This is a genomic window from Paenibacillus pabuli NBRC 13638, assembly GCF_001514495.1.
Classification (GTDB): Bacteria; Bacillota; Bacilli; order Paenibacillales; family Paenibacillaceae; genus Paenibacillus; species Paenibacillus pabuli.
Genome location: NZ_BCNM01000010.1, coordinates 48,617 through 74,638, shown reverse-complemented (window position 1 = coordinate 74,638; position 26,022 = coordinate 48,617). Strand labels below are relative to the sequence as shown.

General features: G+C 47.0%; 26 protein-coding genes and 1 riboswitch. Of the genes, 6 read left to right on the top strand and 20 right to left on the bottom strand.

From position 1 onward, the window contains the following. Positions 1-327: 327 nt before the first annotated feature. The 3 genes from PPA03S_RS14830 to PPA03S_RS14825 form a co-directional block, all read right to left on the bottom strand. A complete protein-coding gene (locus PPA03S_RS14830) occupies positions 328-936 on the bottom strand; it encodes a hypothetical protein (protein ID WP_062324087.1) in 609 nt (202 codons plus the stop codon). Between the two features lie 144 nt (positions 937-1,080). Continuing rightward, positions 1,081-1,227 (bottom strand): hypothetical protein, encoded by a 147-nt coding sequence (locus PPA03S_RS32875; RefSeq protein WP_174532134.1) that lies wholly within the window; start codon positions 1,225-1,227, stop codon positions 1,081-1,083. Positions 1,228-1,444: 217 nt separating this feature from the next. After that, on the bottom strand, positions 1,445-1,801 hold the full coding sequence (locus tag PPA03S_RS14825) for a HesB/IscA family protein (RefSeq protein ID WP_062324086.1): 357 nt from the start codon (positions 1,799-1,801) through the stop codon (positions 1,445-1,447). 441 nt (positions 1,802-2,242) lie between these two features. Between PPA03S_RS14825 and mqnE the strand changes: the two genes are divergently transcribed. Next, positions 2,243-3,349: an aminofutalosine synthase MqnE gene (mqnE, locus tag PPA03S_RS14820; protein ID WP_062324085.1), complete on the top strand. Its 1,107-nt coding sequence runs from the start codon at positions 2,243-2,245 to the stop codon at positions 3,347-3,349. Between the two features lie 223 nt (positions 3,350-3,572). Next, entirely contained in the window at positions 3,573-4,634 is a 1,062-nt protein-coding gene (locus tag PPA03S_RS14815) for an NAD(P)/FAD-dependent oxidoreductase (RefSeq protein ID WP_062324084.1), read from the top strand. Here PPA03S_RS14815 and PPA03S_RS14810 read toward each other — a convergent pair. Beyond that, positions 4,631-4,885, bottom strand: a complete 255-nt coding sequence (locus PPA03S_RS14810; protein ID WP_024632663.1) for a YuzB family protein — start codon at positions 4,883-4,885, stop codon at positions 4,631-4,633. The two genes, PPA03S_RS14815 and PPA03S_RS14810, sit on opposite strands and share 4 nt — an antisense overlap. An 80-nt stretch (positions 4,886-4,965) precedes the next feature. Here PPA03S_RS14810 and PPA03S_RS14805 point away from each other — a divergent pair, with 80 nt between their 5' ends. Further along, positions 4,966-5,211 carry a NifU family protein gene (locus PPA03S_RS14805; protein ID WP_062324083.1) on the top strand — a complete coding sequence of 82 codons (246 nt, stop codon included), beginning with the start codon at positions 4,966-4,968 and terminating at the stop codon, positions 5,209-5,211. A 123-nt stretch (positions 5,212-5,334) separates the two neighbouring features. Here the strand turns inward: PPA03S_RS14805 and PPA03S_RS14800 are convergent, their stop codons facing one another. Then, positions 5,335-6,126 carry an SDR family oxidoreductase gene (locus PPA03S_RS14800; protein WP_062324082.1) on the bottom strand — a complete coding sequence of 264 codons (792 nt, stop codon included), beginning with the start codon at positions 6,124-6,126 and terminating at the stop codon, positions 5,335-5,337. Between the two features lie 324 nt (positions 6,127-6,450). Between PPA03S_RS14800 and PPA03S_RS14795 the strand changes: the two genes are divergently transcribed. Then, positions 6,451-7,455: a DUF2167 domain-containing protein gene (locus PPA03S_RS14795; protein WP_062324081.1), complete on the top strand. Its 1,005-nt coding sequence runs from the start codon at positions 6,451-6,453 to the stop codon at positions 7,453-7,455. A gap of 167 nt (positions 7,456-7,622) precedes the next feature. Here the strand turns inward: PPA03S_RS14795 and PPA03S_RS14790 are convergent, their stop codons facing one another. The 6 genes from PPA03S_RS14790 to PPA03S_RS14765 all read right to left on the bottom strand — a co-directional run bounded on the left by PPA03S_RS14790 (position 7,623) and on the right by PPA03S_RS14765 (position 13,168). Then, positions 7,623-8,459, bottom strand: coding sequence for a MetQ/NlpA family ABC transporter substrate-binding protein (locus PPA03S_RS14790; RefSeq protein WP_062324080.1), 837 nt, complete (start codon positions 8,457-8,459; stop codon positions 7,623-7,625). Positions 8,460-8,549: 90 nt separating this feature from the next. Further along, positions 8,550-9,209: a methionine ABC transporter permease gene (locus PPA03S_RS14785; protein ID WP_062324079.1), complete on the bottom strand. Its 660-nt coding sequence runs from the start codon at positions 9,207-9,209 to the stop codon at positions 8,550-8,552. Continuing rightward, positions 9,210-10,244, bottom strand: a complete 1,035-nt coding sequence (locus PPA03S_RS14780) for a methionine ABC transporter ATP-binding protein (RefSeq protein ID WP_062324211.1) — start codon at positions 10,242-10,244, stop codon at positions 9,210-9,212. A gap of 126 nt (positions 10,245-10,370) precedes the next feature. Beyond that, a riboswitch (SAM riboswitch) is annotated at positions 10,371-10,512 on the bottom strand. A gap of 127 nt (positions 10,513-10,639) precedes the next feature. Next, positions 10,640-11,368: a Cthe_2314 family HEPN domain-containing protein gene (locus PPA03S_RS14775; protein ID WP_062324078.1), complete on the bottom strand. Its 729-nt coding sequence runs from the start codon at positions 11,366-11,368 to the stop codon at positions 10,640-10,642. Positions 11,369-11,583: 215 nt separating this feature from the next. Continuing rightward, positions 11,584-12,534, bottom strand: coding sequence for a COX15/CtaA family protein (locus PPA03S_RS14770; protein ID WP_411835209.1), 951 nt, complete (start codon positions 12,532-12,534; stop codon positions 11,584-11,586). Between the two features lie 289 nt (positions 12,535-12,823). Further along, positions 12,824-13,168, bottom strand: a complete 345-nt coding sequence (locus tag PPA03S_RS14765) for a thioredoxin family protein (RefSeq protein ID WP_062324077.1) — start codon at positions 13,166-13,168, stop codon at positions 12,824-12,826. A gap of 142 nt (positions 13,169-13,310) precedes the next feature. On the opposite strand from PPA03S_RS14765, the gene PPA03S_RS14760 reads away from it, so the two are divergent. Next, on the top strand, positions 13,311-14,591 hold the full coding sequence (locus tag PPA03S_RS14760; RefSeq protein WP_062324076.1) for a DUF2515 family protein: 1,281 nt from the start codon (positions 13,311-13,313) through the stop codon (positions 14,589-14,591). Positions 14,592-14,771: 180 nt separating this feature from the next. On the opposite strand, the gene PPA03S_RS14755 is transcribed toward PPA03S_RS14760, so the two are convergent. From PPA03S_RS14755 to PPA03S_RS33680, 4 genes are read right to left on the bottom strand one after another with little or no spacing between them, the layout of a single operon-like run. After that, on the bottom strand, positions 14,772-16,400 hold the full coding sequence (locus tag PPA03S_RS14755) for a putative polysaccharide biosynthesis protein (RefSeq protein ID WP_062324075.1): 1,629 nt from the start codon (positions 16,398-16,400) through the stop codon (positions 14,772-14,774). A gap of 60 nt (positions 16,401-16,460) precedes the next feature. Further along, the gene (locus tag PPA03S_RS14750; protein ID WP_501193427.1) at positions 16,461-16,952 is read right to left on the bottom strand and encodes a DUF456 domain-containing protein; all 492 of its coding nucleotides are present in this window, start codon (positions 16,950-16,952) and stop codon (positions 16,461-16,463) included. A 3-nt stretch (positions 16,953-16,955) separates the two neighbouring features. Next, entirely contained in the window at positions 16,956-17,705 is a 750-nt protein-coding gene (locus PPA03S_RS14745) for a Cof-type HAD-IIB family hydrolase (protein WP_062324074.1), read from the bottom strand. Positions 17,706-17,730: 25 nt separating this feature from the next. Further along, positions 17,731-17,916, bottom strand: a complete 186-nt coding sequence (locus tag PPA03S_RS33680) for a hypothetical protein (RefSeq protein WP_217998942.1) — start codon at positions 17,914-17,916, stop codon at positions 17,731-17,733. A gap of 772 nt (positions 17,917-18,688) precedes the next feature. Here PPA03S_RS33680 and PPA03S_RS14740 point away from each other — a divergent pair. Further along, positions 18,689-19,822 (top strand): SMP-30/gluconolactonase/LRE family protein, encoded by a 1,134-nt coding sequence (locus PPA03S_RS14740; RefSeq protein WP_062324073.1) that lies wholly within the window; start codon positions 18,689-18,691, stop codon positions 19,820-19,822. 114 nt (positions 19,823-19,936) lie between these two features. Here the strand turns inward: PPA03S_RS14740 and PPA03S_RS14735 are convergent, their stop codons facing one another. From PPA03S_RS14735 to PPA03S_RS14715, 5 genes are all read right to left on the bottom strand, one after another. After that, entirely contained in the window at positions 19,937-20,809 is an 873-nt protein-coding gene (locus tag PPA03S_RS14735; RefSeq protein WP_062324072.1) for a metal ABC transporter permease, read from the bottom strand. Then, positions 20,809-21,768: a metal ABC transporter permease gene (locus tag PPA03S_RS14730; protein ID WP_062324071.1), complete on the bottom strand. Its 960-nt coding sequence runs from the start codon at positions 21,766-21,768 to the stop codon at positions 20,809-20,811. Before PPA03S_RS14730 ends, PPA03S_RS14735 begins: the two co-directional genes overlap by 1 nt. 3 nt (positions 21,769-21,771) lie before the next feature. After that, positions 21,772-22,593: a metal ABC transporter ATP-binding protein gene (locus PPA03S_RS14725; RefSeq protein WP_245683623.1), complete on the bottom strand. Its 822-nt coding sequence runs from the start codon at positions 22,591-22,593 to the stop codon at positions 21,772-21,774. A gap of 31 nt (positions 22,594-22,624) precedes the next feature. Beyond that, on the bottom strand, positions 22,625-23,572 hold the full coding sequence (locus PPA03S_RS14720; protein ID WP_062324070.1) for a metal ABC transporter solute-binding protein, Zn/Mn family: 948 nt from the start codon (positions 23,570-23,572) through the stop codon (positions 22,625-22,627). A gap of 237 nt (positions 23,573-23,809) precedes the next feature. Continuing rightward, positions 23,810-25,789, bottom strand: coding sequence for a peptidoglycan D,D-transpeptidase FtsI family protein (locus tag PPA03S_RS14715; protein WP_082704168.1), 1,980 nt, complete (start codon positions 25,787-25,789; stop codon positions 23,810-23,812). Positions 25,790-26,022: the final 233 nt, after the last annotated feature.

The following is a 26,022-nucleotide window of genomic DNA, read 5'->3' as shown; positions in this document are numbered from 1 at the left end:
GGAGGCCACATGATTAGCGGCTCTTTTTTGCGTGAATTTACCGTGGAATCAGCGCGTTAGGGCTTCAGTGAGGGGAACGTATCCGGATGGGCTTACGCGGCTGATAGATGTTGGTTTTCCTAACGGGGTACGAGGCAGAGGTGATAAGTTGATAGAAAAGTGAAAAAGCCAACTCAACGGGTGAGTCCGCTAAGTTAGCAATTTGTTTTTCATTCTCAGTAATTTGCTGTTCTGTTTTTTTGAAACCCGTCTCCTTTTAGACCTACAGATTCAAATAAGAAACTTAGAAGACTACGTCAATCATTGCGCGGGACCTCCTTACGCCTATTACTTAGTCTCACCTACGAGCTTAAATTTCCCACCCGTCGACTCACCAATGTTATAATTTTGGACCGTGAGCTGTACGAAAGTGGAATCGTTCCAGGCTGGCGCGTTAGGGGATTTAGTATAGTAGTCGCTCACTGCTTTGATAATTGCGTCAGATTTAGCGCGTAATTCACGATCAGACAGTTCGTAGGCTCCCTTACTTTTGTACGATAATGCGAGAGTAGGCTGATTCTCGACGTCTATAACAACATCGCTTAAATTACCGTCATCACCCCAACTGAACCTAACTTTATTTACAACAAAATCATCCGTAACAATTCCGTCTTCAATATCGTGGGCCATCGCCGTTAAGAAAGTTAGTTTTCGATATGTATCTTGCTCCTCATTAATAACTGCTTGCGCGTCTGCAGTTTTTTGTAATTCATCATTCTTTTTCGTGAGTGACATAATCTGTTCGGAAAGCTTATCAGTCTTGCTTGATAGTTCTGAATTCTGAACAAATAAATAAATTGATGCGGCGACTGCTAAAGCCGAAATCCCCAACGCAACTACAGCTAATACATTTACGCGCTGCTTTGGCTTGCTTTCTGATAAAGTTAATTCGTCCATTATGTACCTACTTCCCTGCGTTTTTATAGTTCTATTCTACTATATACAGGAAAATTATACTATATATAAACAACAAAAGACGCAGCCCGTAATATTCGGATGAAACTCGCGGAGCCAGGTAACGAAATAGCCGTAATGCTTTGCTTAATCCGTAAGCGTCCTTTCCCGTAGGCCCTCCACCTTCTTCGCGCTGATTACGAAATCAAGCGCCTGCTCTAATGTAAATTCCGGGTATAGACGTACATGACGCGCGCCAACTGGAGCACGCCGTTCTCGTTTCTTTAACGCCATAACAAAAAGACCTCCACAACGTAGTTAGTACGAGACTAATACGCCACAGAGGCCGTGATCCACAACCCTGAAAAGGCATTTCAAGGGTTGATAACGTTCATCGTCCGGGGTTGTTAACCTACCGAAATACCTGCGCAATCCGATCCCCACCGTTTAGGCTACCGTCACAGGCTTGCGCTCGTCATCCGTTACCGAATGCGCTCAAACCCGCGCCACATTAACAATCCTTATCCGGTACGCCCGCTTCTTCCTTCGTGCGGAAGGATGAGCCGCAGCCGCATGTTGCCACTGCATTCGGGTTATGGATGGTAAAGCCGCCGGACATGCCGGATTCTTCAAAATCAATTTCAAGGCCATTCAGATATTTCAGGTTTTCCTTCTCTACAACTACCTTCATATCCTGAATATCCATATAGAGGTCATCATCGGATTCTTTATCGTCAAAGCCCATGGCGTACGAAAAGCCGGTACAACCGCCCGGTGCTACGCCAAGACGCAAGAACATACCAGGTGTCTCTTGCTGTGCAAGCATTTCTTTCAATCTGTCAGCAGCCGTTTCGCTGATGTTAATCATGCCAGGTCACTCTCCTTTTCATTAACTCTTCCTAAATTATACTCCACCCCGTCAAGGGCCTCAAGTCATGTTTGCCTGTTTCCGCGTTCCCCCTCAGCTCCTTTTTCTTCCCAGTGTATTGAACCCCCGGGACACGAGGTTTATAATGAGTAGGTGATCGCTTTGAAATGTCGATATTTTGTCATGACTTATTCAGGTGATGGTCATATATGGAGTTGTAATTTTTTTCACATTTCGAGACTGTAATCAGTCCCCAATGCATATAGAGTCGCAAGACTCATTTTAATGAAAAAATCAGTTTTACGCACGCAGCACACGCTGCACCGGGTAATGAAGAGTTAGCTCATATAAGAGGCGGCTGATGTCCGCATCTTTTCTATGTGGTTCTTTAGCAAGTCCTACATGCCAACTCGAATCCGGCAAAGAACAGGAGGGTACAACATGTCTACATTGGTAACACCGTTCACAGACAAAAGAATGGCTGAAATCGTGGAGAAAGTGCAGAACGGCGTAAGGCTGAGCGTAGAAGACGGCGTTTATCTGTATGAAACGGATGATCTGCTGACTTTGGGCCAACTGGCCAATGAGGCCAACCTGCGGAAGAATGGCAAGAAAGTATATTTTATTGAAAATATGAGCCTGTATTTTACCAACGTATGCGAAGCCCACTGTGCTTTCTGTAATTTCCGCAAAGATCAGGGCGAAGATGGTTCTTACACATTGTCCGGTCAGGAAATGATTGATTACGTTGAACAGCATATTCACCCAGGCGTACGAGAGTTCCATATTGTAGGTGGACATAATAATCATGTTCCTTTTCAATATTATGTCGATTCCCTGCGTGCTTTAAACGAGAAATATCCTGACGTTACGCTGAAGGCTTATACGGCAGCCGAGATTGATTTTTTCACCCGCATCAGCGGACTGAGTATCAAGGAAGTACTTCAGGAATTGCAAAAAGCGGGTCTGAAATCACTGACTGGCGGCGGCGCCGAGATCTTGTCTGATGAATATCGCAAAAAAATGCGTGTAGACAAAGCAAACGTGGATCGCTATCTGGAGGTGCACCGTACTGCTCATCACCTGGGCATGCGCACGCATACCACCATGCTTTATGGATCCATTGAATCCTATGAAGACCGCGTAAATCATATGGTACAGATTCGTGAACTGCAGGATGAAACCAACGGTTTCATGGTCTTTATCCCGCTTTCCATGCAGCCAAAAAGCAAAAATGCCAGCATCATGCGTCGTAACTCAGCGTACGAGGATCTCAAAACCATTGCAATCAGTCGTCTGATGCTGGACAACATCGATCATATCAAAGCCTATTTCATCAACATCGGTCCACAGCTGACTCAAGTCGCCCTCGGATTCGGTGCTTCGGATGCACACGGCACGATCGTTCGCGAACGAATCAGTCATGCAGCAGGTGCACTTACGCCTGAAGGACTCACACGCAAAGAGCTTATATGGTTAATTAAGGGTGCTGGACGCATTCCTGTGGAACGTGATACGTTCTACAATGAAATCCAAGTGTACGAATAGCTAATGCATGAGCATCATTCCTATAGGCGATTTTCATTCTAATCGGAATCGTTTGGCATGGAATGGTGCACATTACTCAAACATATCTGTAATTTTAAATGCTTATTTTCAATTAATTCAAATCTACATTTAAAAAAGGAGCAGCTATGTTATGTTATTGCATAGCTGCTCCACAGGTTACAGCCCCGTTCACGCGGGACTGATGCAGAAAGGAAGCCGAGTCATGAAAAATTTTGTCATTCTGGGAGGCGGCTACGGTGGCCTCACCATTATCAAAGAACTTTTGGAAGGCAAGATCCCGTCAGATACACAAATCGTGTTGGTGGACCGCAGTCCCTTCCAAGGATTGAAAACTGAGTATTACGCACTGGCAGCAGGGACCGTATCCGATTATGACCTGCGTATCCAATTTCCCGTCAGTGACAGAGTCACTTATCGTTACGGAGAAGTAACTTCGATCGATCTGGAACAGCGTCAGATTGAATTCGAGGGCCAGGACCCACTTGAATATGACAAGCTTGTGATTGGACTTGGATGTACAGACCGGTTCCACAATACACCCGGAGCCGAAGAATATAGCTGTACAATTCAAAGCTTCAGTAAAACACGGGAAACTTACCTCCGTCTTAACGAAGTCAAAGCCTATGGTCATGTGCATATCGTCGGCGGTGGATTGAGCGGCGTCGAGATCGCTGCAGAACTTCGTGAGAGCAGACCGGATCTCAATATCAGTATCCTGGACCGTGGTGAACGTGTATTATCCGCATTTCCACAACGTCTATCTGCTTACGTACATGAATGGTTCAGTGAACATCAGGTCGAGACACGCGGACATATCGCCATTTCCCGACTTGAACCGAATGCCATCTTCAACCGGGATGAGGAAATTCTGACGGATGCGGTGGTATGGACTGCCGGAATCCAGCCCGTAAAAGTCGTACAGGATCTCGATGTTACCAAAGACCCACAAGGTCGTGTCGTCCTGAACGAATATTATCAAATTCCCGAATATACCGATGTTTATGTCGTAGGTGACTGTGCAAGCGTGCCCTATGCACCAAGCGGTCAAGCTGCCGAAGTACAGGGTGAACAAATCGCCCATATTCAGCATGCCCTCTGGAAAGGTGAAAAGCCCAATCCGCAGCCACTCAAGCTTCGTGGCACACTGGGTGCACTCGGCAAGAAGGCTGGATTTGGGCTGATGGGCAAAACGTCCATGATGGGACGTGTGCCTCGTATTCTGAAAAGCGGCGTGCTCTGGATGTCCAAGCGTCATCTCGGTTAATCGAGATCCAGCTCAGCCCAGGCATCGGCTTCGGCAATTTTGGCCAAGATGGCGTTATATAAATCCTCCACTTTGTCGGTAATGACTAATTCGCCATTAACCAGTGCAAATGGAGTCATGTAACATTGGCCGCAATTGCTGAGGCAGCCGTATTCTATCACATCATAGTCTGGATTTTCTTCCAGTTGATCCATGACTTCATCTGTGCCAAAATGCATATTATTGGCACAAAATTCAATAATCGGTCTCATGTAGGTTCACCTGCTTTGTTTGACCATTTTATTTTATGGCCAATTGTAATATAATATAGTGAGGAAAGGAGTTGAAAAAAATGAGCGAAAACGCACAAAGCACCATGTATGATGAGGTATCTGACGTGCTTGACAAACTTCGTCCGTTCCTGCAACGCGATGGCGGTGACGTGGAACTGGTCGACGTGGAGGACGGCATCGTTAAGTTGAAACTGGTCGGTGCCTGCGGCAGCTGCCCAAGCTCCACCATTACCTTAAAAGCCGGGATTGAACGCGCCCTTCTTGAAGAAGTTGACGGTGTCGAAGAAGTCGTACAAGTATTCTAATCAATCCTTCACGAAATAAACCTCAAGAGCCTTTCGCTTCGCATGAAGCGGAGGGCTCTTTTTTGTGCAAATGAAGGCAGTCCTTTTTTCATCAAACCAGATTTTTATCCTTACATTTCACGCTTAAGTCCGCACTTCGCCATCCTCACGCTGTATGTTAGGACGAATCGGGTCAAGTCCTCCAGATACATCCATAATGTTACCTGTTATAAAATCGGAGTGATCCAGACACAGATAAGTGATCACCCGCGCAATGTCTTCACCGCTTCCAGGACGTCCTCTCGGCGTTTCCTCGTCGGGTATACCTGCCATCTCATCAATCGTTTTCTCTTTGTTGGCACCGCGAATATCACCTGGACATACCATATTAACCGTAATACCGTAGGGAGCTTCCTCGACGGCAAGTGTCTTGGTAAATGAAACCAGACCTACCTTCGCAGCAGCATACACTGCCCGATGAGGCCATGACCTCGCTTCTCCCGCATGACTGAAGCCAAAATGTATAATTCGTCCCCAATGCTTGCGCCGCATCTCCGGCAATACACGCTGATCCAGCAGCATCGGTCCAAGCAGGTTCCCTTGCACAAGCATCTGAATCTCATCTTCCGAATACTCGGCAAAGAGTCGACGTTCACGGACAAAAGGACCCGCGTTGTTCACCAGAATATCGATGCTGCCCAGCTTCTCTTCGACCTGAGCAACCAGCATAGTGATCTCTTCTGTCTTGGAAATATCGGCCTGAACGGCGATACATCGCACACCCTTGGCAATAATCTGAGCCTCCAATTCCTCCGCTTCCGTACGACTATGTACGTAATTCAGAGCAATATGGCAACCCTGATCCGCCAGACTGAGGGCCGTCATTTTACCAAGACCTTTGGCACTTCCCGTTATGAGGGCAATCTTTCCCTTCACGTTCATCCCCCTCTTCAAAGAGCAGTCACTCATCCAGTATAAAAGATTTATCATTCCCCCACAACTCGCGTTTCCCACCAATCTGTACCATTTGCAAAAAAGTGTAAATGAAGGACTAAATACTTATCTTTATTTCAACTAAAATAAATTAAATTAGGTCTTTTGTAGGGAAATTGTCCCTTTATCTCCAGATTTCCCTTGTCTGGTCCAGAGGCCTATGGTAATGTCGATAAGTCCTTATGTTCTTATGAATATAACGACACAATACATATGTTCATGTAAATGACAACATTGCATGACACCTTCGAAAGGAATATAGCGTAAATGAAAAGATGGTTAGCCTCTCTACTCGCGATTTTGCTTGTTGCTTCAATTCAAGCTCCATTCTCGACCACAGCATTTGCAGAAAGTGAAACCAATAGCTCCACCGAAGATTATCAATGGATTGATGGGCCTTCAAATGTAGTACTTGATAACAAAGCAACGTTAACCGTAGCCGAAAACCTCTCCTATCTTGATGCAGCTAACACCCAACGGTTTCTGGAAGATACGGACTCCTTCCCCAATGGAACGGAAATTGGAAGTATCTATGGCGCCGGCGAAAACTCCAACTGGTATGTGATCTTTGAATATAACGATACCGGTCATGTCGATGACGGTGAGAAAGATGATCTGGACGCCGATGAACTGTTCGATAGTTACAAAAGAGGTACAGAAGAGCAAAATGAAAAAACCACACCCGAAAATCAGCTGTTTATCACCGATTGGGAAATTGAGCCCGCCTATGACAGCGCCAAACATCAATTGATCTATTCTCTCGGTCTTGAAGATGCTGAACATAAAAAACTCGTCAACTACAACGTGAACGTACTCACTCGCGAAGGATATATCGGTGTGATCCTCGTTACGGATAGTGCCAATTTTGAAGAAAACCGCAAACAGTTTGAAAGCTCCGTGCTTAACCAACTCAGCGTGATCAAAGGAAACACTTATGAGGAATTTGATGCATCCATAGACAAGAAATCAGAACTTGGCCTGACCAGTCTGATTCTCGGCGGTGCTGGTGTCGCTGTAGCCAAGAAAGTTGGATTATTGCTCTTACTTAAAAAGGGATGGTTTGTCATCGTGGCCGCCATTGTAGGTGCATTTGGATGGATTAGGCGCAAGCTGACTGGCCGCAAAAAGGATGCTGACCCCGAACATCGGGACTCGATATCTCCTGCGGAGGAAGCTTACCAACAGCATGCTGCTGGACAGGAGTCCACACCTTCTGATGGCCAACAGACAGATGGACGTACGGGTACTGATCAGAATCCGAATAAATATTAAAGCTTATACGTAAAGTACTTAAAGTATCCCTGCATCGAAGCGCGCTGTAACATAATAGACAAAACAAAAAGCCCTGCATTCTCTCAAAAGTGAATGCAGGGCTTTCTTTAGTGGCTCCATCAAAGGGGAGCCCGGTAAATTATTCATTTGTAGCTTAATCGTTTAGCTTAAAACGCAGGTTCTACAGCACCTTGATAACGTTCTTTGATAAACGTTTTAACCTCTTCAGAATGCAGGGCTTCAGCCAGTTTCTTAATGGCATCCGCATCTTTGTTATCTTCACGGGATACGAGGATGTTTGCATAAGGGTTACCTTTCAACTCCTCAATCAGCAGCGCATCCTTCCCTGGGTTCAGATTGGCTTCCAGCGCGTAGTTGGCGTTGATGAATACCAGGTCTGCTTCATCCAGTTGACGAGGCATCATGGCTGCATCCAGCTCGATGATATTCAGGTTTTTCGGATTAGCTGTAATATCCTGAATCGTGGAAGTGATATTTGTGTCGTCTTTCAGCGTGATAAGTCCTTCTTTTGCAAGCAACAAGAGTCCACGACCGCCGTTGGACGGGTCATTAGGAATGGCTACTTTGGCACCGTCTTTCAACTCATCCAATGATTTGATTTTTTTGGAATAGCCAGCAAATGGCTCAACATGCACAGGTGTTACAGCAACGAGGTGGAAACCACGTTCTTTGTTCTCTGTATCCAGGTAAGGCTGGTGTTGGAAAAAGTTCGCATCCAGCTGTTTATCCTCAAGCTGTTGGTTAGGTTGAACATAATCATTGAACGTCACGATTTGCAAGCGAATGCCTTCTGCTTCGAGTTCAGGCTTGATGCTTTCCAAAATTTCCGCATGTGGTGTAGGGGATGCTCCCACTTTCAATTCTACGGTACGCGGTGCGCCTCCGGTATTGTCAGCGCCGCTGTCGGAATCCTTGTTGTTTCCGCATGCTGCAAGAACCGCAATCAGCATAATACTGAGTAGAGCAAAAGACCATTTTTTCATGTGTAAAACCCCTTCTCCAATAATTTTTTTTTGCACGTTCCGTTATTTCAGAATAAACACCGAACATAACGCAACATTGCTGTCTATGTGTTATTTCCTGGTGAACCATTTAACCAATCGATCGCCAGCCATCTGAAGCACTTGCACCAGAATGACCATAAATACAACGGATATAATCATAATTTCATACTGATAACGGAAGTATCCGTAGTTGATGGCCAGTGTTCCCAGACCACCGCCGCCAACCATTCCCGCCATCGCCGTGTAGGAAACAAGGGTAACGATTGTAATGGTGATTCCGGCCAACAGACCCGGCAATGCCTCTGGTAGAAGCACACGTCGTACAATCTGTCCGGTTGAAGCACCCATCGCCTGTGCCGCCTCAATGACACCCCGATCCACTTCACGCAGTGTAGTTTCAACCAACCGGGCAAAGTATGGTGCTGCGGCAATGACGAGCGGTGGTATAACGCCCATTACACCTGTAGCTGTACCCACCAGTGAACGCGTAAACGGAATGAGTGCAACAATCAGAATGATAAATGGCACCGAGCGCAGAATGTTTACAATAAACGAAAGTACAGTGTACACCACTTGAGACTGAATCGAAGCCGACCTTGCCGTCATAAACAGCAATACGCCTAGCGGCAAACCGATGATTATCGTGAACAGGCCCGATGCTCCCAGGATTTGCAGTGTTTCAATTGAAGCCTTACCGATTTCTTCCCAACGTACCGTTGAAAAATCCATTTAACGAAGCACCTCCACGTCAAGTCCCTGGTCCATTAACTCTTTAATGGTGAGATGAATCTCATCCGACTGCCCCTCAAACCGAACGGTCAGCTGTCCATAGGGAACTTGTTTGATCGTTGAAATGGTGCCTTGCAAAATGGCGAAATCCACTCCTGTTTTGCGAACCGTCCTGGACAAAATCGCTTCATAGGTTTTATTGCCCAGGAAGGATATTTTCACAAGCTTAGAAGATCCGTCCGTCTGCAATGAGTCACCTGAGCTCGCCAGAGCGGTCTCCTCTAATGCAATTCCTACCTCATGATCCCGCATCATAAAGTCACGCGTAATTGCATGCTGCGGCTTGAGGAATACTTCCGTCACCGGCCCTTGCTCCACGATGCCTCCCTGATGGATAACCGCCACCTGATCACAGATATTCTGGATGACATGCATCTCATGGGTGATAAGAACAATCGTAAGGTTGTACTTTTCATTGATATCCAGCAATAACTTCAGAATCGAATCGGTTGTCTGGGGATCAAGTGCCGATGTGGCCTCATCACACAGCAGCACGTTCGGATCACTCGCGAGTGCTCTTGCAATACCTACCCTTTGCTTCTGCCCACCTGACAGTTGGGCCGGATATTTGTTGCTGTGATCCTCCAGCCCAACCAGTGCGAGCATTTCTTTCACTTTGCGATCAATCGCAGCCTTGGGCGTATTAACGAGCTTCAAAGGAAAAGCCACATTGTCGTACACCGTAGCAGAGGATAACAGATTAAAGTGTTGAAAAATCATACCGATCTTACGCCGCTGCTGTTGCAAATCAGTCTTGTTGAGATTGGTTAGATTGATCCCATCAACCCAAACCTCGCCTGCCGTGGGGCGCTCGAGCAAATTGATACAACGGATCAATGTACTCTTGCCTGCACCAGAATGGCCGATAACGCCGAATATTTCACCCTTGCGGATATTCAAATTTAGATCCGATAAGGCCGTCGTACTTTTGGAACCTTTACCGTACGTCTTGGTTAGACCTTTTAATTCAATCAAAATTACTGCTCCTTCCCACTGCCTACATGTATCTTTACCCGAATGAAAGGAAAACTCCCCTTCGTCATACAAAAAAGAGCCCCTTTTGCAGAAACAAAAAGGGCTCTTCACGTGAAAGATTATACCTTCTCATCTGCCAAAATCGTGCCTTGCACCATTTTGTAGGAATTAGCACCTAACATCTATAAAGTATGACACAGCTGTCATGCCGTTATAAATCGGTTGCCGGGCTTCATCGGGCCTGTCCCTCCGCCGCTCTCGATAAGAAATATTTAATTTATAAGTTCAGTAGTTATAATGTTAATGTCATAAATGTTAATTCCATCTAACTGTCGATCAGGAACTCAGTATAATCCAAGTATTCCGATTTGTCAAAGGCAAATATTACAATCCATCTACTTCGCGGGTTGATTCATTCCCTGCTTATGCCACTTCTCGTTGATGTAGCCATACGCCGCTTTTAGCGTCTCACATACCATATCCACACCCTGGCGGAGTTCCATAAGATGCTGATCCAAGTCCTCCAGTTTCACTTTCCCTTGCAGGGTCTGGTGCAGCTGCCACAGATCATCCTGCATTTCGGAGTTCATGTAATGAATCTCCATGTTTCGTCGTTTGCGCAATTTACTCATTGGCTCACGGTAAGAGTCCTTGATCTGAATCAATTGGGTTGCAAGTTCATGATGCATCTTATCATATCCGAATTGTCTCAATACAGTAAAATACGAATAATGCATTTTCACACTGGTTGTATTCAGCTCAAATATTTCATTCAACACCGTACCTAACTTATCCAGAATGGCAAAACACCGGATGAAGCCATCCTTATAGAAATATACGTAACGGGCATACTCCGCTTTTTCTGATATCGTCATATCATCCGTAAAACCCGCTTTGACTTTCTGACGAAAATGGGAAGCAGCAAAACAGCTTTGCTCCAGTTCATCCAGCGAGGAAATCAGTCCCTGGGTCCACACATACAGTTTACGAAAATCATGGGCAGGATCATGATCCACATGCATCTGTCGCCCAAATAGCTCAAGCGTACCCGCCATCGCCTCCATCGCTTCCTTTAATATCCCTTCGTTTTGACGCGGCATTTCACCCAGCAACGTTCGCAGCATATATAGCCTCCTCTTTCCACTCTGCAGATCATTAAAATGATAATAATTCATAATATTAAACAAAATCGGAATCAGAGTAAACGTATGACCGCTGCTTACATTAGGTTGCCCTGACACGCCTGACATCAAACAAAGTTCACCGGTCCAATGATGTACATCATCGGATGGTGAACTTCATTGGATTCATTTTCTGAACTAACCATAATTCAGATATATTAGAAACGGTTAACGGGCCGATACAACTTGTACACCAGGAAACTCATATAGGTTAATACACCGAACAAAATGGCAATATCGAGCATATGCGCCAGCGCCACAAACATATACACTTCCGGGCGGTTCATCGTGAGCATTAAACCAAAACCAATGACCACTTGCAACAAAACCAGTACAACCGAAATGACACCAAGCGCTCTTAATTCCGTGTTATCTGGATGTTTACGATAAGCAAAATGACCGAGAACTGCAATAACGATCACTAATGAAACTGCCGCCACACGGTGAGCAAAAGCAACCGCTACGCCTCCCGAGAGTTCGGGAACAATCTCCCCGTTACAGAGCGGAAATCCTGAACAGCCTCCAGCAGAATCCGTATGACTCACAAAGGCGCCGGTATATACCACAAGGTACGTATAGATTGTGGAAAACCACACCAGATTTCGGAACCCCTTGCTGACCCGCGGATAACGATTCAGTCGTTCCAATCCACCGTGGCGAGCCTCCTGTCGAATACCGAGCGCCATCATCAAGGAGCTGGCAAAAGCAATCAAGGCAAACCCGAAATGAAGTGCCATAACTGCGGAAGATTGGGAGAATACAACGGCAAAAGCCCCCATAATTCCCTGGACAATCACAAACACCAGTGTTAGAAAGGAAAACAATTGCAGGTCCCTGCGTGATTTGCCAAACCGCAAGAAGGCTACAAAAGAGGCAATGGACAACAGTCCTGCCAGTGCGCTGACCGCGCGATGGGAAAATTCAATAAGTGAGGCAACCGTATGTGCCGGCACAAGTTTTCCGTTACATAAAGGCCATTCCGCGCCGCAGCCGAGGCCCGATTCCGTTCGAGTTACAACGCCTCCGCCAAATGTGGCCAGAAACATGACAAGACAAGTTAATACGGTCAACCATTTAAACAAGGTTAAGTGCTTCAATTTTATTCTCACCCGCTGTTGGTTTAAGATGGCGAAGAACTACATCCTCGCTTGATTCGATACTTTGACACTTATTTCACAACTAAATTCATTATACCGGATAAATGTGTCATTGACGCCGCGCTTTGTGACAAAATGTTAACGTCTGTCGAAAAGTTGACCCGTAGGTCAGCAGTAAATATGTACCTCATTACCCTGTAGGATTTCCCGATAATGACGAAATTACAAACGCCACTTCCCTATTTCAAGAGAAATGGCGTTCCTTTAATACTAACCTTTAACCTAATGAACCTGTCATGCTTTATTGATGAATCGTGTTATACACCTCAACTGCACGCTGCAGGAATTGCTCAATCTCTTCTCTCGACTTGCGCAGTTTGTTCACATAACGAACGAGTTCCCGGCCATCCGTGTAAGCTACAAAGCTGGGAATGCCAAGAATATTTTGTTCTTCGCTCACGGGTCCCACCTGATCTACATCGACCTCAATCAGGGTGACGTCACGTGCAAACTTCTCTTCAACCTCAGGCATAAACGGATCGATGAACTTGCAATCACCACACCAATCTGCCTTAAATACAGCTACAGTCAAACGCGGAGATTGGATAGCCACATCAAATTCCGGTTTCGATGTAATCTTTTTCATTACAACATCTTCCTTTCTATACCTTGTCTTATCCTCTAAGTGAAGCAAATTGCGGAGTGGAAGTCAAATGTTCGGCGCATACTGAGATCAACAGCTTTTTCAAACTTACCATAAACAGAACTTCAGGAAAGGATGTCGTGGCATGACTTCCGTTAAAACGGATTCTTCCAATTCTGCTCATCACGGGTCGATCATGCAGATGGTCCGATCCATTCCGGGTGCAGCCCGGGAAGTGTGGCGGGGCAAACAGGCAGCCTGGCAGGCCTCCAGCCGGCTTCGGCATCCATTGCGTGACATGGTTTGGGACTCCGACATGGCTGCGGCCTTGCAAGCTGAAGTGGAGCGGCTGTTGCCCGGAAATGAGAATGCTTTTGCCCGAAATAAGCGCAGTGCACTGGTCTGTGAAGAGGACTGCATTATTCTGGAAGAGATCAAGACATTAACGCAGGAGAACAACCGGAGCAACATCACTCGAACAGCTGCATACCTGGAATGTTATGAACAGTATCCGGAGCTGCATTGGGCTCTGCTCGCCCATATGGTATCCCGGAACGGCGGGTATCACATGACTGATCTTCAGAGTGACCTCATGCACAATCTGCAAAATCAAACAGACCGTGAACACATGTATCGACTACTGGAGCGATGCAATGCACTCATTTTTCAGGATGCCTATCCCCAGCTTCTGTTGTATATGAACAGCCGCCGGATCGGCCGGAGCTGTTTTCATTTGTTGTCCCATTTTCATGTATCGGCGTTCATGACACCGTTCTGGGAACGGTTTTGGCTGGAGCGATGCAGCTCGCTGCTGAGTGTGGCGTTAATTATTAATGAGCAGAATTATATCGAGAGCCGTGTGGTGCAGCATCCCTATTTTCAAAAACAAGTACTGTCCAAACCTGCATTCCATCTGCATAATTTGGCCGGACTGAATCATATCGTGTTTCCACTGGGACGTGGAGAAGGTCTTGCAGGCCGGGTTATTGAACATTTTGGCAAGCTGCATGAACGGATTATGTTTGGCAAAGGCTTATATGCGATGCTGTTTGGCGTAGAACAAGTTTTCACACAGGTGTTGGAGTTTGCGCGCTCGATTCCCCACCGTGGCTCACGTGCCGAATACTGGCCCGGTCTGTTCACCGCACATGAAAATGAAGCCGGCGAAGCGGAGTTCTATAGCCAGGAGCTGCTGGATCAGGAATGGCTGGCGGAAGGACAACGGTTGTATAGTCCTGAATTGCTGGCGGTATGGGGTGATACGCCATATGAACCGATAACAAGACAGGACTGGCTGCAAAATCGCGATTGTCTCGGTCATCTCACGGTCCCACGCCGCCCCTGGCTGTTTGAGATGAGCCATGAACATCGGTATGGCATGCTGAAGACCGCATTGGCACATGATGCTCAAACCTTGACACATTAAGAACAGCCCAGCTCATAAGAAAATCGCCTAGAAAAACAAAAAGAGCGTCTATTATATCTCGATTGGCCTCTTCATTCTGGCTTCTTGCTCACATAACAAAAAGCCCTGTCCGCTATGAAAGCAGACAGAGCTTGTACTTATTTTTATACAAATAATCCAGTGTGTTGTGTGTTGAATTGATTATCCACGCTGCCAGGCTCCACGCTGTAGACGCATGAGCGGACGGAGTATCTTTTGCAAAATCCGTGGGTAACTGCCCAGCTCATCCTTGCGCAATACTCGCAGAACAACCATGAGTACGAGGTACACGACAACCACAAGAACCCCTACAAACATACAGGTAACGAGGAAAGATACACGTGCTGGCAGGAATAAATCAAAGATGGAGTTTCCAGCCCAGTTTGCCACAAAACCAACGCCCGTCGCAAGCAGCACAGTAATGATGAATCCTTTCCAGCGATCACCCATGATCGAGAAATCAACAATTTTCCGAAGCACTCGCAGGTTGAGGTACGTAATAACCAGGAAACACAACGCGGTCGCAATAATGATCCCGTAAATGCCAAAGATCGGAGCCAGGATTAGACTCGCTACGAGTTTGACTACGATTCCCGCAGCCACACTGATCATTGTAATCCGGGGTTTACCTACCCCGAGTAAAATGGAGTTGGTGGTCATCATCGTAATTTGGAAAATGGTACCGAACGTCAGCAATGTAATGATTGGTGTCCCGTCTGGGCTGGTAAACAGCAGGCCGTTAACGGAATACGCCGCCGCACACAAAGCAATAACGATTGGCATTCCTGTCAGAATCGAAATGCGTAGAGCAAGCGTAACCTGATTTTTCAGATGAACTTCATCCTTGCGTGCAAAAGCTGCCGAAATGACTGGCACAAGCGATTGACTCAGTGCGATAGCCAGAATCGGAGGAATGCCTGCAATACTTTGGGCCTTGGCACCTAGGATGGCAAGAACTCCTGTCGCTTCTTCCAGTCCGATTCGTCCACTAAGGAGCGGAACTACAAGTGATGAATCGATAAAGTTAATCGCCGGAACAGCGAGTGAAGATAATACGATTGGAATCGAAAGCTTGAAAATATCGCTGTAGATGCCCCGCATGGGCAATTGCTCCGCACGCTCGTAATTCAATTGCGCCGCACGGTCATTTTTGCGCAGCTTCAAGGTGAAGTACAACATGACAGCAAAAGCGCCAATGCTTCCGAATACGCCCCCAAATGATGCCCCGGCAGCAATCGTTTGATCATCGTAATTCCATTGCAGCATGACAAACGCCACGATGATCGCAGTACCGACACGTGCAAACTGCTCCACAATCTGTGAAATGCCGCCTGCCGTCATATTGCCGCGACCCTGGAAATATCCACGCATCATAGCGATGGCTGGAAAGAGCAGCAGTGCCGGAGCCAAGGCCCGAATGGCGCTCACCGATTCCGGTACTTTGGATACGTATGTGGCATAAAAAGGTGCCGCAAACCACAATAAAGCAGACATGACTACCCCGGCTACAGCCGCAAAAATCAGGGCTGCACGGTAGATTTGTTGGGCTTCACCTGCGCGTCCCAGTGCATAACGCTCCGACACCATTTTACTAAGTGTACTGGGTATGCCCGCTGTTGCTACGGTTAACAGCATTAAATATACCGTATTGGAGATCGTAAACGATGCGTTACCGATATCGCCGAGGATGTGCTCCAGCGGCACCCGTTGAACCAATCCGAGTACCCTCGCAATCAGTGCAGCTGCCGCCAGTATGAGCGTACCCTTAATGAATGTTTCCTTCTTAGACAAGCCAATTCCCCTTCTTTCCCCCACACCGACGTGCATCCAGATGAAGCCGTTCCCGAACGTCTATGCGAATCTGACCACCCAGATAATAAACAGAACAATCATGACGATTTGCAAAATAATTTTCATAACGGTGCTTGTAAACAGCCCCACCACGGAGCCAAATCCGACTTTGGAAGCTTTGGCAGGTGAAGACCCGCCGATCAGTTCCCCGATAAAAGCACCGATAAATGGCCCCAGAACCAGTCCGAATGCCGGAATGACAAATGGGCCTATGATGACACCAATCGTACTAAGCGTCGTCGATAATTTGGAGCCGCCGAATTTCTTCACACCCCAGGCACTGACAACATAATCAGCGACAAACAGCACCACTACGATCAAAATCTGGATAATCCAGAACCACGCACCGAACGGATCAAAGCTGAAAAACCAGCCATAGACCAGAAACGCGAAGAAAATCGCTATGGCACCAGGCAATATGGGATATACCGTTCCGGCCATCCCCACCGCAAATAGCAGTACAATTAAAATCCAGCCAACGGTTGCGAGCAAAGGTTACTCCCCCTTCAAAATATGATCACGGATGACTTCGACAATGCCATCGTCGTTGTTGCTCCCTACGATCAGGTCAGCCGCTTCCTTCACCTGTTCCTGTGCATTGCCCATGGCAACACCAAGACCCACGGCTTCAATAACAGCCAGATCGTTCAAGCTGTCTCCAACAGCAACCACTTCAGACATCTCTATGCCGAGCAGCTTGCAGACTTCAGCTACACCGCTCGCTTTGGATACACCACCAGGGTTAATCTCAATATTAACCGGTGAGGAGTTCGTCATTTGCAGACCACCCATTTGTTGCAGCTCCATCATAATCTGGTGACGAACTTCATCTACTTCGGTATTGAATCCGAATTTTAGCCATTCCAGATCTTCAATATTATCCGTCCAACGATCACGGTTGAACAGCTCTTCCACGGAGTATGCCCAGTACCAGCTATTATATTTTTCGCCAATCTCCTGCATTTGGCGGATCAATGCCGGGTCCATCAGATGACGCATATGCAGATCATGCGGAGCTTTCCAGACTTCACTGCCATTGACCGTAATCATCGGTGTCTCCAGTCCAAGCTGTACCGCATAAGGCATCGCATGGTAAACCGCTCTTCCCGTCGAAAGGCACACATGCACGCCCCGCCGAATGGCGATCTGAATCCATTTGGCGGTTTCCTGTGTAATTTCATGATTATCATTAAGCAATGTTCCATCCATATCGAGTGCAAGCAATTTGTATTTTAGTTCACTCATGCCGTATTCCTCCTCAGTTGTCTCTCTACTTCTCCTTATCCAACATACTCTCACAAAAAGATCGCCCGCCATCCGCATAGGCGGATGCTCCGGACGTCACAGCTAACGACATTTTACCACAGATCGTCGGCCTGCAACAAAGGAACCCGCGATGCGGGTGAACCTTCACGCCATTTACAAGTGGGGTCTGTCCCAAGGCATGTACGCTCACGCACGACACAGTCGCAGCCCGAACCCAACTCTACCGGGTAAATAGGCTCACTAGCCAGCAGTCATTTTTCTGCCGGCTCTTATTCTCCGTTTCTGTAATACTATTACGCATTCCCTTAGGCAGGATCCTTTTTCCTTCGTAGTTATCCTTGTAATGTATAAATCTCTAAACAAAAAAAATGGTTCACCCCCTGCAGGATGAACCGCGCTTTTAGCATTCATTCCCTGTCCGCTCCTCTGTCTGGTTTGGATACTGCAAACAAGGATTGGGACATCAAATCCATTGTTTGTTTGTATACGGTATGGGCTGCCTTTATATCACCAAGGAACCCGCCCATATACAGGTGGATTACACCGTGCAGCGATGCCCATATAGTGCTGACAAGAGTCCCTGTCTCTTCCTGGTCCGAAATCTGTCCTTGCTGCTGGGCCAGACCTTCTTTATTGACAAATAAACGGTAAATTAAGGATCACCTTCATTCGATTATCACGTTACTGACCAGCAACAGAGTTGCCAATTTATAACAGTCATCCTAACCATTTGCAAAAAGGTTGCCATTGAAGCCATCACGCTTAAAAAAAGATTTGACACAAGTGTATCCGTTTGGTTACTATGATTCTCATAGGAAACAGTGTTACCAAAATTATTTGTGCTAATTTATGAATTGGTATTTTTTTTTCGAAGTTTGGTAACACCGTTTCTTAATAGAAACGATGCCTCAAGAATGGTCGGGGGTATGCTCGCCAAGGCAACCATATTAGGAGGATTAATAATGTCAACAGAACAAAAAAAACACAAACGTTCCACTGGTCAACAAATTCGTAGATGGAGCCTGGCCCTGCTCGGGGTCATTGTGCTGGGAATCGCTGTATTTCTGCTGATGCCCGCCCCGGTAGAACCTGCACTTTGGTCTGCACCTGTGGCTCCTTCTTTTGAGAAGGATGGTCCCTGGAAAGAGAACAACAAACTTAACTCCGCAGAACTGGTTACAGACCGCGCGAAGTTCCCGGAATTTATCACTTTTGATAAAGAAGGGCGGCTGTATACGGGTGACTCCGACGGCAAAATTTACAGAGTAACCTTTGACGCGGAGGGCAAGGCGCAGCCTGCGGAGGTGTTCGCCGATACCCACGGAACACCTAACGGACTGAAATTTGATGCTGCCGGAAATTTGATTGTGGCAGATATTCAGAAAGGGCTGCTGTCCATTGACCCGAACGGAAATATCGAAGTACTAACCAATGAAGTAGATGGAGGGCCGATCTACCTGGCGAACGAGCTGGACATTGCTCAAGACGGATCGATTTATTTCTCCGATACCTCTAACTATGGCAAGGTCATGTTCAAAGAAATTGCCGAGAATAAACCGCATGGACGCTTGTTGAAATATGATCCGCTGACCAAGCAGACGACCGTTCTGCTTAAGGATTTATATTTTGCCAATGGGGTCGTATTGTCTGCCGAAGAAGATTTCGTGCTTGTAGCCGAATCGTATCATTATCAGTTGACCCGGTACTGGCTCAAGGGGCCCAAACAAGGCACCTCTGATATTTTTGCAGAGAATCTGGCTGGGTTTCCGGACAATATCACCCGTGACGCACAGGGACACTTTTGGGTAGGAGTATTCACAACCCGTCTGTCTTTTGCCGATTACATGCATAGTCATCCTTGGGTAGCCGCGACGATGTCCAAAGTTCCACAGTCCTTGTTAAATGGAGCCAGCGCGCCGGTGAAACATGGACTTGTCGCAGAATATGGACCAGAAGGAGAGCTTGTGAATAGCTGGCATGATCCTGAAGGAACATTGTATGGCATCACCACGGCCGTAAGCCAGGGGAAATATTTATATCTCGGAACCGCACCGGGAGGAAGCCAAGGGGTTCATCGGGTGCTTTTGGAACCGTAAGGATTGTTATATTTATCTAATCCACCTCATTGTCACCTTTAGGCATCCCAATAGCAGCTCACTCCGGCAGGAGGAGCTGCTATTGGGATTGGGTGGATCTTAAGTCTTTATGAATTAACGTGCCGCGAATTTGCGACGAGCATAACGGAAGACAATACCATGCTTTGGAGACAGCAGCAGGGCCAGGACAAACAGAATACCTGCTACCGCCACCATGCAACCTGCAATGGAAGCATCCAGCGCATAAGCCATGATGTAGCCTCCAATCGAGGAAGCCACTCCTACGAACACGCTGTACAGAATCATTTTACCCAATCGATCCGTGAGTAAGTAAGCCGTCGCTGCAGGTACAATCAACATGCCTACCACCAAAATGGACCCTACGCTCTCAAATGAAGCCACCGATGTCATGGAAACGAGTCCCATAAGCAGATAGTGGAACAGCACTACCGGAATGCCGCAGGCCGCGGCCAGCGCCGGATCGAAAGCACACAGCTTGAATTGCTTGTAGAACAATCCAATCACAACGAGGATGACCAGCAAGGTGATCCCCAGCATCCAGACCGCCCTTGGCCCTACATCTGTGCCCCCAAGGGTTAACGTATCCCACTGGACATAAGCGATCTCACCGAACAAGACACAATCGAGATCCAGGTCAATATGCCCGGCATTCAGACTGATCAGAATGACCCCCACTGCGAACAGTGCTGTAAATACAATCCCGATGGAAGCATCGGATGATAGTCCTCCAGCCTGCAAGCTTTGAATGAAGAACACCGTCAGTAAACCAAATACCGTTGCACCGAGCAGCATCCACAGCGAATCACGTGAACCGCTCCACAGAAAAGCAATTGCAATACCCGGAAGAACCGCATGACTGATCGCATCGCCAACCAGAGCCATCCGCCTTAATATTAGAAAACAGCCAAGAATGGCGCAAGCGGAGGATACCAGGATGGCCGTTAATATAATCCAAAACGTTGCCATTACAACTCACCCCGTTCCTGCTGTGCCCGCTGTGCAGAGAGTGTCTGGAGCGTGGCATGTTCTTCCCTTAAGTAAGCGGATTTCGCCTGCATACTTCGCAAACGGCGTGCCAGCAGTCCACGACGTGGAGCAAGTAATGCGGAACCCGCAAATAGTACTGTCGCTGCCAGTACCGTTACTGGCCCTGTCGGCAGATTAGGCACCAATGTGCTGAAGATGGTACCTGTCGCACCACTCAGTGCTCCAAATATACCGGCCAGCAGTACCATAAGCGAGAGCGAGTCCGTCCAATAGCGGGCTGCTGCTGCAGGAGTCACCAGCAAAGCGGCGACAAGCACCACGCCAACCGCCTGAATCCCCGCAACAACCGCAATAACGGTCAGCAGCAGAATCAGTTGTTCCAGCATACCCACCGGCAGTCCCATGCCCCGGGCAAATCCCGGATCAAAGCTCACCAGCTTGAATTCCTTGAACCATGCAAGACAAGCAATCAGTAGTACCAGACAGACGCCGCCCATGACATACACATCCGTCATCACCATGGATGCGGCCTGACCAAACAAGTATTTATCAAGTCCGCTTTGACTGCCGCTTGCCCCATGCTGAATCCGTGTTAGCATCACTACGCCAATACCGAAAAATACAGTCAGCACAATTCCCATCGCCGCATCCTGCTTGATCCGGGAATACCGAGTAATCCACGATATGCCGAAGGTCGCAATGATTCCAGCCACAAGCGCACCGAACAGAAATAATCCGACTGATTTGGTCTCCGTTAACATAAACGCGATACAAATCCCTGGCAGAGCTGCATGAGCCAGCGTATCCCCCATGAGACTTTGGCGGCGCAAAAATGTGAATGAACCAATAATTCCACTACTGAATCCGAGCAGCAGACAACCAAGCAATATCCAGCGCGTATTCGGATCGGACAAAATCGCTACTATCCAGTTCCACATGCACTACACCTGGCCCTTCTCCGTCCGGCTTCCGATCATCGCGATCCGGCCTCCGTACGTCTCTTGCAAAGTATCCGGTACAAAAACTTCATTCGTCGGTCCACCTGCAACCAGCCGTCCATTAAGAAGCAGCACATGGTCAAAATATTCCTCAACGGTTGCCAGATCATGGTGAACAACCAACACGGTCTTGCCTTGCTTCTTCAACTGTTCCAATAGTGAAATAATGGCCTTTTCTGTTGTGGCATCCACGCCTGCAAATGGCTCATCCATGAAATATAGATCCGCATCCTGTACCAGTGCCCGTGCCAGAAAGACTCGCTGCTGCTGCCCACCGGACAGCTGGCTAATCTGGCGGTGCATATAGTCACCCATTCCCACTTGCTCCAGGCAGTGGGCTGCCAGATCCCGTTCTTTTTTGCCTGGACGGCGAAACCAGCCCAGATGTCCATAACGCCCCATCATGACAACATCGAGCGCGTGAGTCGGAAAGTCCCAATCAACCGATTCACGCTGAGGTACGTAACCGATCCGGCGACGCTGTTCTCGGTACGACTGTCCGAAAATTTGCACCTCGCCGTGCATTTTGGGCACGAGTCCCAGAACGGCTTTGATCAAAGTTGATTTACCTGCTCCATTGGGACCAAGAATGCCAATTAACTGACCTTCCGGGATGTCAAAAGATACCCCACTGAGCACCGGCTTTTTATGGTAAGCCACCGCCAGATCCCGAACACGAAGAGGAGATGATGTAGGCTGCGTTCCCTTCAGATGCTTAACATTGGTATTGGATTGAGATTTTTCGGATAGAATTGCATCACTCATGCTCTTTCCACTCCTCTCTTCATATGGTTTATCATTTTAATGCTTCTACAATCGTCTGAGTGTTGTGCCGGATCATGCCGATATACGTTCCTTCTTCTGTTCCCTCAGCACCCATCGCATCCGAGAACAGTTCACCGCCAATGCTTACGGTATGTCCTTTTTCGGCTGCACCGGCAATAATCGCTTCCATCGCTTTTGCCGGTACACTAGATTCTACAAATACCGCTTTGATATTGTTGTCCACAAGGTAATCCCGCAGCTCACTGACATCCCTCGCACCATACTCTGCTGCTGTACTGATTCCTTGAAGCCCCATCACTTTCATGTCATAGGCTTGGCCAAAGTATCCAAAGGCATCATGCGCCGTGACCAATACCCGGCTGGCTTCCGGAATCTCCTGGATTTTTTCCCGCACCTCGGAATCCAATGCTTCCAGTTTCGTTAGATACTGCGCTGCCTGGGCCTTGTACGCTTCTGCATGTTCGGGGTCTGCTTCCACGAGGGTATCGCGCACAGCCTCTGCGGCATGCATCCAATGGCTAACATCAAACCAGACGTGTGGGTCGTATTCCGTTCCGCCTGTATCTTTGCCTGAACGCAATTCATCCACCGGAATTTTCTCCGAGACAGCTGTTACTATTTTGCTCTTGGACATTTTCTCCAAGATGTCTGTCATTTTGCCTTCGAGATGCAGCCCATTATAGAAAATGACCTTTGCTTGCTCCAGCTTCCGAATATCTCCCTGCGAAGCCTTGTACAAATGAGGATCTACCCCTGGGCCCATCAGCCCGGTGACATCAACATATGTCCCGCCGACTTCACGCGCTACATCCGCAATCATGCCTGTTGTGGCTGTAACCTGTACTTTCCCTTCACTACCTCCTGTTTCCGCTGCACTTGAGCACGCAGTCAGCACAATGACCAGAACAACCACAGCGAGTGTCATTAATCCCCTCTGAAAACTCCTCATCTTGACCATCAACAATCCAAGCCTCCCCTTTCCCTCACCTAAAATAATTGTCCACATCTAATTTTGTTGTACAGGGTATTAAAATTTATACTCGTCTAATAATGTTTCCCTTGTGCAAATTTTAGTCGATACAAAATAAAAAGGCAAGGGATAATTTCCCCTGCCTGTCCAAAAGCGTATGTTGGCGTTAAATTAGCCTGTTTTCTTTTTCGCTTATTTGTCCTTTTTATTTTGCGCTGCTTCACGTTACTCTGTATCTTTTACCTGATCTTTCTTCCCTTTTGGAGTCCCATCGAGGCCATACACTTCATCGTAGGCATCGAAAATTTTACGTGCAATTGGAGACGCACTTACCGATCCAAAGCCACCTTCAGGTACAACAACGGCTATAGCCAGCTTCGGATTATCCCGTGGTGCAAATGCGATAAATACTCCGTTTTCCTTTTTGTTCGGACCTGTTCCCTGCTCCGAAGTTCCTGTTTTTCTCGCATAATCATAGGGGAAACCGTCAAACGAACTTACTTTGGTGACCATACCCTTATGCACTTCATTCCAGTATGCATCGGCAAAATCAACCTCGTTTAACACTTTTGGTTTGATTTTCTTAACGATATTTCCGTCAGCGTCACGGATTTCCTTTACCAAATGAGGTTCCATCCGTTTGCCCTTATTGGCAAGCATCGTGGTATATTGTGCGAGTTGAAGCGTTGTATACTTCGCTTGCTGTCCAAATGAGGCAAAAGCCAGCCGTGTCAGACCCGATTCATTATTATCACTATTATACTCCAGTGTGCCCAGATACTCTTTCGGCAGATCCACTCCTGTAGACACGCCCAGTCCAAATTGTTTCATATATTTATCCCATTCATTAACGCCCCTGGTCGCCCCATATTTGTTATAGAGGCCTTTTCCAACCATATCAATCATAAAGGCATTGGAAGATTTCTCAATCGCTCTTCTCGCAGTAATCGAGCCATTAAATGCGGAATGTGAGTTTCTCACCTTCCTACCATCCTTTCCCAAAGTAGCGTAACCTTGGTCAAAATAGGTCTGTCCCGTAGTAAACAGGTTTTCCTTTAAGCCAATTAGAACACTAAGTGGCTTGATAACTGAACCTAGCAGAACAACAGATTCGGCCCGACTAGGCCGAGAATCATCGGGAGGAAACGATGCAATGGTTCCATTTCGAAACACGTACTTGATTTTCTCATAGTCCCAGTCATTCGGATCGTAGTCCGGCATACTCGCCATGGCCACAACATTACCTGTATCCACTTCCATGGCTACCGCATATCCTGTAACAGCTTTCGGCAACTTTCTCAATTCATCAGTAATAGCTTGTTGTGCAACCATCTGAATTTCCTTGTTGATAGTTGTAATTAGACTATCCCCCTTTTCAGGTGGGGTCAGATTCATCGTTCCGTCTGGCAAATTACGCGCATCAATATCAATGGACTGGTAGCCACTTCGTCCACGAAGTTCTTCTTGATATTGAAGTTCCAATCCGTCAAAGCCAACCTTCTCTTCCTCATGGTATACAAGGCCCGGGTCACGCTGAGTACTTGCCGATTCCCGAATGGCTTTATATTTTTCAAGTGTATCTGGAGCACGCTTAAATTCTCTTGTGTAACCAATCACCTGAACGGCTACCCCATCAGGATCATATTTTCGCACATTTTCCTCAAGGACCATAACGCCCGGAAACTCTGCCTTTTTCTCCATGAAATAGGCAACTTCTTTGGTTGTTAAATCGGATTTAACCAGCCTAGGTACATATCCAAATGTCTTCTGGTAATCCAGATCCAGTCGCTTTATAATCTCTTCTGCATCGGGTTGTTCTTTGTCCCCCGGATTAAACTGTTTAAACACAGCCGCCAGTTCCTCAGCAAGTTCCTGCGCCTCCTGCTTGCGGTCATCATTCCTATAATCCTCATACAACAATACATAGAGGGACTGTACAGGCTCCGAATAAGCCAGCGCGACCTTCCCTGTCGCATCATAGATTGGCCCACGAACAGGGGCCAGCGGGATATCTTTCGTATTACGGCTGGTTTCCATATAGGTCAGCTCAGGTCCCTCGACAAATTGTACAAAAGCTAACCTGAAAATAAGGATACTGAATATCACAAACGCAGCGAAAAAGAACATATTCATTCTTGCACTAGACGGCGTGTTGACTGGTGTATCCTCTTCAGACACTTTCTTTTTCCTCAATCGGTTAAACATGAAATAAGCCTCTCCGTTCTTATGTAATAATTTATCTATCACGCATTTTGCATCATTCGGTTCAAGTAACATACCTTTCCTTATACAAGTCTATCAAAGGTCACCTGCCATGTCCTCCAGATTTTGATTACATTTTCGTAAACAAAACAGACATATGTCGATTCTTTCGAAACGATGTCAATGCAGACATATCGTTAATCTCTTTAATCCTGAAATAAATTTTATTCTCTTAT

What these genes read in the sequence shown, in the direction of transcription:
- PPA03S_RS14830 (WP_062324087.1), bottom strand. Translation starts at nt 936, where the DNA reads ATGGACGAATTAACTTTATCAGAAAGCAAGCCAAAGCAGCGCGTAAAT.
- PPA03S_RS32875 (WP_174532134.1), bottom strand. Translation starts at nt 1,227, where the DNA reads ATGGCGTTAAAGAAACGAGAACGGCGTGCTCCAGTTGGCGCGCGTCAT.
- PPA03S_RS14825 (WP_062324086.1), bottom strand. Translation starts at nt 1,801, where the DNA reads ATGATTAACATCAGCGAAACGGCTGCTGACAGATTGAAAGAAATGCTT.
- mqnE (WP_062324085.1), top strand. Translation starts at nt 2,243, where the DNA reads ATGTCTACATTGGTAACACCGTTCACAGACAAAAGAATGGCTGAAATC.
- PPA03S_RS14815 (WP_062324084.1), top strand. Translation starts at nt 3,573, where the DNA reads ATGAAAAATTTTGTCATTCTGGGAGGCGGCTACGGTGGCCTCACCATT.
- PPA03S_RS14810 (WP_024632663.1), bottom strand. Translation starts at nt 4,885, where the DNA reads ATGAGACCGATTATTGAATTTTGTGCCAATAATATGCATTTTGGCACA.
- PPA03S_RS14805 (WP_062324083.1), top strand. Translation starts at nt 4,966, where the DNA reads ATGAGCGAAAACGCACAAAGCACCATGTATGATGAGGTATCTGACGTG.
- PPA03S_RS14795 (WP_062324081.1), top strand. Translation starts at nt 6,451, where the DNA reads ATGAAAAGATGGTTAGCCTCTCTACTCGCGATTTTGCTTGTTGCTTCA.
- PPA03S_RS14790 (WP_062324080.1), bottom strand. Translation starts at nt 8,459, where the DNA reads ATGAAAAAATGGTCTTTTGCTCTACTCAGTATTATGCTGATTGCGGTT.
- PPA03S_RS14785 (WP_062324079.1), bottom strand. Translation starts at nt 9,209, where the DNA reads ATGGATTTTTCAACGGTACGTTGGGAAGAAATCGGTAAGGCTTCAATT.
- PPA03S_RS14775 (WP_062324078.1), bottom strand. Translation starts at nt 11,368, where the DNA reads ATGCTGCGAACGTTGCTGGGTGAAATGCCGCGTCAAAACGAAGGGATA.
- PPA03S_RS14765 (WP_062324077.1), bottom strand. Translation starts at nt 13,168, where the DNA reads ATGAAAAAGATTACATCGAAACCGGAATTTGATGTGGCTATCCAATCT.
- PPA03S_RS14760 (WP_062324076.1), top strand. Translation starts at nt 13,311, where the DNA reads ATGACTTCCGTTAAAACGGATTCTTCCAATTCTGCTCATCACGGGTCG.
- PPA03S_RS14745 (WP_062324074.1), bottom strand. Translation starts at nt 17,705, where the DNA reads ATGAGTGAACTAAAATACAAATTGCTTGCACTCGATATGGATGGAACA.
- PPA03S_RS14740 (WP_062324073.1), top strand. Translation starts at nt 18,689, where the DNA reads ATGTCAACAGAACAAAAAAAACACAAACGTTCCACTGGTCAACAAATT.
- PPA03S_RS14735 (WP_062324072.1), bottom strand. Translation starts at nt 20,809, where the DNA reads ATGGCAACGTTTTGGATTATATTAACGGCCATCCTGGTATCCTCCGCT.
- PPA03S_RS14730 (WP_062324071.1), bottom strand. Translation starts at nt 21,768, where the DNA reads ATGTGGAACTGGATAGTAGCGATTTTGTCCGATCCGAATACGCGCTGG.
- PPA03S_RS14725 (WP_245683623.1), bottom strand. Translation starts at nt 22,593, where the DNA reads ATGAGTGATGCAATTCTATCCGAAAAATCTCAATCCAATACCAATGTT.
- PPA03S_RS14720 (WP_062324070.1), bottom strand. Translation starts at nt 23,572, where the DNA reads ATGGTCAAGATGAGGAGTTTTCAGAGGGGATTAATGACACTCGCTGTG.
- PPA03S_RS14715 (WP_082704168.1), bottom strand. Translation starts at nt 25,789, where the DNA reads ATGTTTAACCGATTGAGGAAAAAGAAAGTGTCTGAAGAGGATACACCA.